A 6,573-nucleotide genomic window follows, 5' to 3' on the forward strand; every position below is an offset into this window, starting at 1 on the left:
TATATGTTGAAGTTAGTAAAAGCAGCGGTAGTTGCCTTAATGTTACCAATGCTTGCCAATGCGGCACAGTATGAAGAAGGTGTACACTATGAGGTAGTCTCAGAGAGAGGGACTAAAAAACCAGAAGTGACAGAGTATTTTTCATTTTATTGTCCTGCATGTAATGCCTTTGAACCGCTAATAGCTCAGTTTAAATCTAAGCTAGATGAAGATGTTAAGTTCAAAAAGAGCCATGTGGACTTTGTAGGGTCGCGCGATCCAGAAGTGCAAAAGATGATGGCAAATGCTTTGGCAACAGCTGAAGTATTACCACAAAAAGACGCGATCATTTCTGCATTGTTCACACATATCCATACTAAACGTGGAAAAATTAATGAAGTGGCTGATCTGAAAGACATCTTTGTTTCTCAGGGCGTTGATGCCGAAAAGTTTGATAAGCTTTACAAGAGCTTCTCTGTTCGTACTAAAGCGTCGAAGATGTCACGTATGCAAGAGCAGATGCAGGAAAAGGGCGCATTGACAGGCGTACCAACATTTATCGTAAATGGTAAATATAAACTGTTACTTCGTGAGTCAAATACCACGTCGCCTGAACAGATCAGTGCATTGATCAACTACTTAGCAGCTAAGTAAGTTTCTGGTTAGATAAAAAAGCCTCGTTACTACGGGGCTTTTTTATTACTGATTGTTTAACTTACTTGCGCTTTAAAAATACACCAGATTCAACATGATGTGTGTATGGAAATTGATCGAAAATAGCGATACGAGAAATGCTGTGCGTTTCACATAACAACTCCAAGTCGCGCTCTAACGTATCAGGGTTGCAAGAGATATAGATAATATTGTCGTAGTTTGCTACTAGGCGACAGGTCAACTCATCCATACCTGCACGAGGCGGATCGACTAGAATGGTCTGACAGTTATAATCTTCTAAGTTGATACCGTTGAGTCTTGAAAAACTGCGCTCACCTTTCATGGCCTGTGTAAACTCTTCGCTCGACATACGAATGATATCAAGGTTCTCTACATTGTTTGCGGCGATATTGTATTGTGCAGAGTGCACCGAGGACTTAGATATCTCAGTAGCCAGCACTTTATCAAACGAACTTGCTAAGGCGATAGAAAAATTACCATTGCCGCAATACAGTTCTAATAGATCATTTTGCAAAGGCTCACAAATCGACTGTGTCCAAGCGAGCATTTTTTCGTTGACCTTAGCATTGGGTTGAGTAAAGCTATTTTCTACTTGTTGATAGGTATATTCTTTACCATTGACGTTTAACACTTCGGTGACAAAGTCACTGCCAAAAACTACTTTCTGTTTTCGTGCTCGGCCAATAAAATCTATTTTATAGATCTGTTGTAGCTCTGTGCGTAGCTGTTCCATAGCTTGTTGCCAATTGTCATCAAGTGCTTTGTGATAAAGCAGACTTACTAAGATCTCACCGCTAAGTGTAGAAAGGTAATCTATTTGGAATAGCTTGCGACGCAACACCTCATTGTGGCGTAACTTATCCATCATGACTTGCATGATTTCTGAAATGAGTGGCGCAGCAGGATCAAATGTATCAACGCGGATCTTTTGTTTGGTTTGTTGATCAAACATAATGTGGAATAAGTCTTCTCCCTCATGCCACACTCTAAACTCAGCTCTTTGGCGGTACTGTGTTTTTGGCGAATCATATACTTCAAGCTTAGGTGCGTTAAAGCGGGCAAAGTGCTCGCTGATGCGCAACTGTTTTTCGTTCAGTTGCTGTGTATAAGTGGAAGTATCGATGTGAATGACAGCCATAATTAGAAAGTACCTTGCAAAATAGAGACGCGCTATTTTAGGGAGCATTGTGGATTTGTCCAGTTTATCGCATAAAAATTGTTTCTTTTTTATACTAAGTACACTATAGCTTCGTGAGTTTTAGCCGATAACAAGGAACGAATAGCTGTATTAACAGCCGGCTGAACGCGATATTTGGAGCCAGAACATGAAAATTGGACAAATACATCAACTACTTAATCCTGGAATGATTAATAAAGCGAGTAAACATGGGATGTTACTCCCAAGTGCAAAATTTAACGTAGACAGTTACTCTGGTGACAAGGGTAAGCTTGCTGCAATGGTACTTGACGATAAACTTGCACAGGCTTTGGGCATAGAAAAAAAGCAAGACAAAGAGAAACCTTTGTTTGATTTCGAAGCTATCACAAAAAATGTGTTGGACTTTGTAACGGCAGCGGTCAACAAAGCGAAAGTGAACGGCAAAGACGATGATACCTTAAAAGAGATGCTTGGCGCTGCTCGTAAAGGTGTGCAAATGGGAATAGACGAGGCCACTGAGGAACTTAAAGGTGTTAATGCCTTTAATGATGATATTGAGCAGGGCATAGAGAAAGCCAAAGAAGGCATTTTCAAAGGACTCGATGAATTTGAAGAGTCTTTGTTTGATCCCAAGCCTGAGTCAGTACAGGTGAGTGAGGCTCAGTTTGCCAGTTTGTCTAATCAGGCTGAATATAGTTTCACAACCGCAGAAGGTGATGAAGTTAAAATTACATTTAGTGATGCACGTTCACAAACTAATGCTGCAAGCTACAGCCAAAAGGGTAACGATCATGGCTTGGCTGTTGGCCAACAAACTCGGCACGAAGTAAGCTTTGCCATCGTGGTAAATGGTGAGTTAAACCAAGAGGAACAACAAGCGATCAACGAAATGATGGCAGATGTTCGCAATGTGAGTGATAGCTTTTTTGCAGGAGAGTATGATGACGCGTTTGAAAAGGCTAAAGAGCTGAACATAGACAATGATCAGATAGCTAACTTCACTATGGATCTGCGTCAAACAAAAACATCAGCTGCGATTAGCCAGTATCAACAATCAAATCCTTTAAAAGAGATAGAAAAATCTTTGCAGCCATTGGATAAGCAGTTGGAGAATATCCATGAGCAAGGTAAGAAGTTAGGTATTGAAAAGCAGTTACCCGATATTATGGCGTGGATAAACGATGGCCAGGCTCGTCTTAATGAGTTTATGGATTATATCCAAGGGTTCTTTGGCAAGCTAAATAGTGATGAAGGCAGCTAATAATTAATTTATTTTTCATGTTCACCATGGCACACTGCGACTCATGTTTATTAGAAGGGTCGCGGTGTTTTGCCACATATTTTGGTCTTTGATTCAGGGGTAGGTGGTACCAGTGTTCTGAGCCACATTCAGTCTTTACTTCCCACTGCCCAATATAGCTATGTAATGGACAATGCACTGCTTCCTTATGGTTTACAATCAGAACAAACGATTCAATCTAGACTAGCCTGTTTGATAAAAAGGATTAACGATTTTGAACACGTGGTTGATCTTATCGTGATTGCTTGCAATACCGCGTCTACACAAGCACTTGCCGCGACGAGAAAGTTGACATCCATTCCGATTGTAGGTGTGGTTCCCGCAATTAAACCTGCGGCAGCACAGAGTAAGAGCCGACGTATAGCGCTGCTTGCCACACCGGCTACTTCAAATAATGCGTATACAAATAGTTTGATTGCTGAACATGCTAAGGGGTGTCGAGTCGATTTACATAAATCAACCAGACTGGTGGCTTTGGCTGAACAATATTACTGGCAGCAAACATTAGATCTCGACAAATTAGCGCATGAACTGGAATACATTAATATAGATAAAGAAGTTGATTGTATTGTCTTGGGGTGTACTCATTTCCCAATTCTTAGGACACAACTAGAAAAATTTTATGGTTCCCACGTAGATCTCATTGACTCGGGTCATGCGATTGCTAAGCGAGTACAGTTTTTACTCGAAGGTAAACAATCCAATCGTAGTGGTGTAAAAATGCCGCTGCAATTTTTTGCAACGGCACCAAGTGGAATGACCAATAAAGAAGGTGTTACTTGCAGAGCAATTGACCTTAACTGTTAGTCGTTTCTTCTTCGTTATCAAATTGCTTTTGTTTTGCAGCACGCACTTTCAGAGTGCGCTGTTGAAATTCTTTATCATTCAGCTGAGCAATAGCGTGGTCAGCATCCTTTTCGGCCATTTCGACGAAGCCAAAGCCACGTCGTTTCCCTGTATTTTTATCTTTCAATAGTCTGACGCTAAAAACTTGTCCTTGTTCTGCAAAAAGATCGCGGACAACGCCTTCATTTGCTTTATAAGGCAAATTACCAACATAAAGCGTTTTTGTTGCTACTTCTAGTGTGTCGTCTTGTGCTTGTTTAGGGCTTGTAAGGATAACCGCTAAGCCACCTATAACAATACCAAGGGCAAGTAATAGTGGTGCGCTAATCTGGATGCTTGAAAGCAAAAATTGCATCACGACAAACCCTACAATTGCGAGTGCCGCTGTAATAAGAAAAGACTTTTGGGACGATGATTTCATAATAGAGTTACCAATAAACAGAGGATATACATTAATTTAACAAATAAAGAAGCTATCTTAACGAGATTAATAAACTTCGCAATAATAAAAATAGATATAGAGTAGGAAATTGCACTAAAAATAAGCAAAAAATCGCTTTTTTGATGGTTTTGGGTGTAAAGTGAGCAAACGAGTTGGTTTTCTTAAAAAAAGCTTGATCAAAAAAAGGATCGCCCTATAATGCGACCCCACTGACACGGAGCGCTACGCTGAATAAGCAAAGCAACAACGGGTCAGCGTCGAGTAAAACTTAACTTTGCTTTTTCTTACCAAGAAAAACTTAAAATTAAGTGTTGACAAAAAATAGGGAATGCTTAGAATGCACACCCCTAGCGAGATGAAGCCAAGCGCTGAATCATCGCAACGTTCTTTAAAAATATGAAGCAATCATCTGTGTGGGCACTCGTACAGATTGAGTTCTAACAAAANATTTAGAGTCTCAATTGAACTGAGTGACCAACGGCAATAAATTTAATTTGTTGCAGCACAGTCAATTCGTTCTTGGTAACAAGAACAAAATCAGAATTCAATGAGCGCCGTTTGAAGTTTACTTCAAACAAAAAAACTTTTAATTGAAGAGTTTGATCATGGCTCAGATTGAACGCTGGCGGCAGGCCTAACACATGCAAGTCGAGCGGAAACGAGAATAGCTTGCTATTCGGCGTCGAGCGGCGGACGGGTGAGTAATGCTTGGGAACATGCCTTTAGGTGGGGGACAACAGTTGGAAACGACTGCTAATACCGCATAATGTCTACGGACCAAAGTGGGGGACCTTCGGGCCTCACGCCTAAAGATTGGCCCAAGTGGGATTAGCTAGTTGGTGAGGTAATGGCTCACCAAGGCGACGATCCCTAGCTGGTTTGAGAGGATGATCAGCCACACTGGGACTGAGACACGGCCCAGACTCCTACGGGAGGCAGCAGTGGGGAATATTGCACAATGGGCGCAAGCCTGATGCAGCCATGCCGCGTGTGTGAAGAAGGCCTTCGGGTTGTAAAGCACTTTCAGTAAGGAGGAAAGGTTAAGTCTTAATACGGCTTAGCTGTGACGTTACTTACAGAAGAAGCACCGGCTAACTCCGTGCCAGCAGCCGCGGTAATACGGAGGGTGCGAGCGTTAATCGGAATTACTGGGCGTAAAGCGTACGCAGGCGGTTTGTTAAGCGAGATGTGAAAGCCCCGGGCTTAACCTGGGAACTGCATTTCGAACTGGCAAACTAGAGTGTGATAGAGGGTGGTAGAATTTCAGGTGTAGCGGTGAAATGCGTAGAGATCTGAAGGAATACCGATGGCGAAGGCAGCCACCTGGGTCAACACTGACGCTCATGTACGAAAGCGTGGGGAGCAAACAGGATTAGATACCCTGGTAGTCCACGCCGTAAACGATGTCTACTAGAAGCTGGGGTCCTCGGACAACTTTTTCAAAGCTAACGCATTAAGTAGACCGCCTGGGGAGTACGGCCGCAAGGTTAAAACTCAAATGAATTGACGGGGGCCCGCACAAGCGGTGGAGCATGTGGTTTAATTCGATGCAACGCGAAGAACCTTACCTACACTTGACATACAGAGAACTTTCTAGAGATAGATTGGTGCCTTCGGGAACTCTGATACAGGTGCTGCATGGCTGTCGTCAGCTCGTGTTGTGAGATGTTGGGTTAAGTCCCGCAACGAGCGCAACCCCTATCCTTAGTTGCCAGCGATTCGGTCGGGAACTCTAAGGAGACTGCCGGTGATAAACCGGAGGAAGGTGGGGACGACGTCAAGTCATCATGGCCCTTACGTGTAGGGCTACACACGTGCTACAATGGCGTATACAGAGTGCTGCGAACTTGCGAGAGTAAGCGAATCACTTAAAGTACGTCGTAGTCCGGATTGGAGTCTGCAACTCGACTCCATGAAGTCGGAATCGCTAGTAATCGCGGATCAGAATGCCGCGGTGAATACGTTCCCGGGCCTTGTACACACCGCCCGTCACACCATGGGAGTGGGTTGCTCCAGAAGTGGATAGTCTAACCTTCGGGAGGACGTTCACCACGGAGTGATTCATGACTGGGGTGAAGTCGTAACAAGGTAGCCCTAGGGGAACCTGGGGCTGGATCACCTCCTTAACGATTTAGAACAGATTTGTTCGAAGTGTCCACACAGATGATTGTT

Annotated in this window: 5 protein-coding genes and 1 rRNA gene; 4 read left to right on the top strand and 2 right to left on the bottom strand. The window is 43.1% G+C overall.

Features of this window, described 5'->3' with window-relative positions; translation table 11 throughout:
• The first annotated feature begins 3 nt into the window (after positions 1–3).
• Positions 4–633 carry a thiol:disulfide interchange protein DsbA/DsbL gene (locus tag BET10_RS20625; RefSeq protein ID WP_070987961.1) on the top strand — a complete coding sequence of 210 codons (630 nt, stop codon included), beginning with the start codon at positions 4–6 and terminating at the stop codon, positions 631–633.
• 61 nt (positions 634–694) lie between these two features.
• Here BET10_RS20625 and trmA read toward each other — a convergent pair whose 3' ends face one another.
• A complete protein-coding gene (gene trmA, locus BET10_RS20630) occupies positions 695–1,792 on the bottom strand; it encodes a tRNA (uridine(54)-C5)-methyltransferase TrmA (RefSeq protein ID WP_070987963.1) in 1,098 nt (365 codons plus the stop codon).
• Between the two features lie 187 nt (positions 1,793–1,979).
• Between trmA and BET10_RS20635 the strand changes: the two genes are divergently transcribed.
• On the top strand, positions 1,980–3,074 hold the full coding sequence (locus BET10_RS20635; protein ID WP_070987965.1) for a DUF5610 domain-containing protein: 1,095 nt from the start codon (positions 1,980–1,982) through the stop codon (positions 3,072–3,074).
• Positions 3,075–3,143: 69 nt separating this feature from the next.
• On the top strand, positions 3,144–3,920 hold the full coding sequence (gene murI, locus BET10_RS20640; RefSeq protein WP_070987967.1) for a glutamate racemase: 777 nt from the start codon (positions 3,144–3,146) through the stop codon (positions 3,918–3,920).
• On the opposite strand, the gene BET10_RS20645 is transcribed toward murI, so the two are convergent.
• Positions 3,910–4,380 (bottom strand): RNA recognition motif domain-containing protein, encoded by a 471-nt coding sequence (locus tag BET10_RS20645; RefSeq protein ID WP_070987969.1) that lies wholly within the window; start codon positions 4,378–4,380, stop codon positions 3,910–3,912. The genes murI and BET10_RS20645 overlap by 11 nt on opposite strands.
• Positions 4,381–4,988: 608 nt before the next feature.
• Between BET10_RS20645 and BET10_RS20650 the strand changes: the two genes are divergently transcribed.
• Positions 4,989–6,527, top strand: a 16S ribosomal RNA gene (locus BET10_RS20650).
• The last annotated feature ends 46 nt before the right edge of the window (positions 6,528–6,573 follow it).

The sequence above is a fragment of the Pseudoalteromonas amylolytica genome, from assembly GCF_001854605.1.
GTDB lineage: Bacteria > Pseudomonadota > Gammaproteobacteria > Enterobacterales > Alteromonadaceae > Pseudoalteromonas > Pseudoalteromonas amylolytica.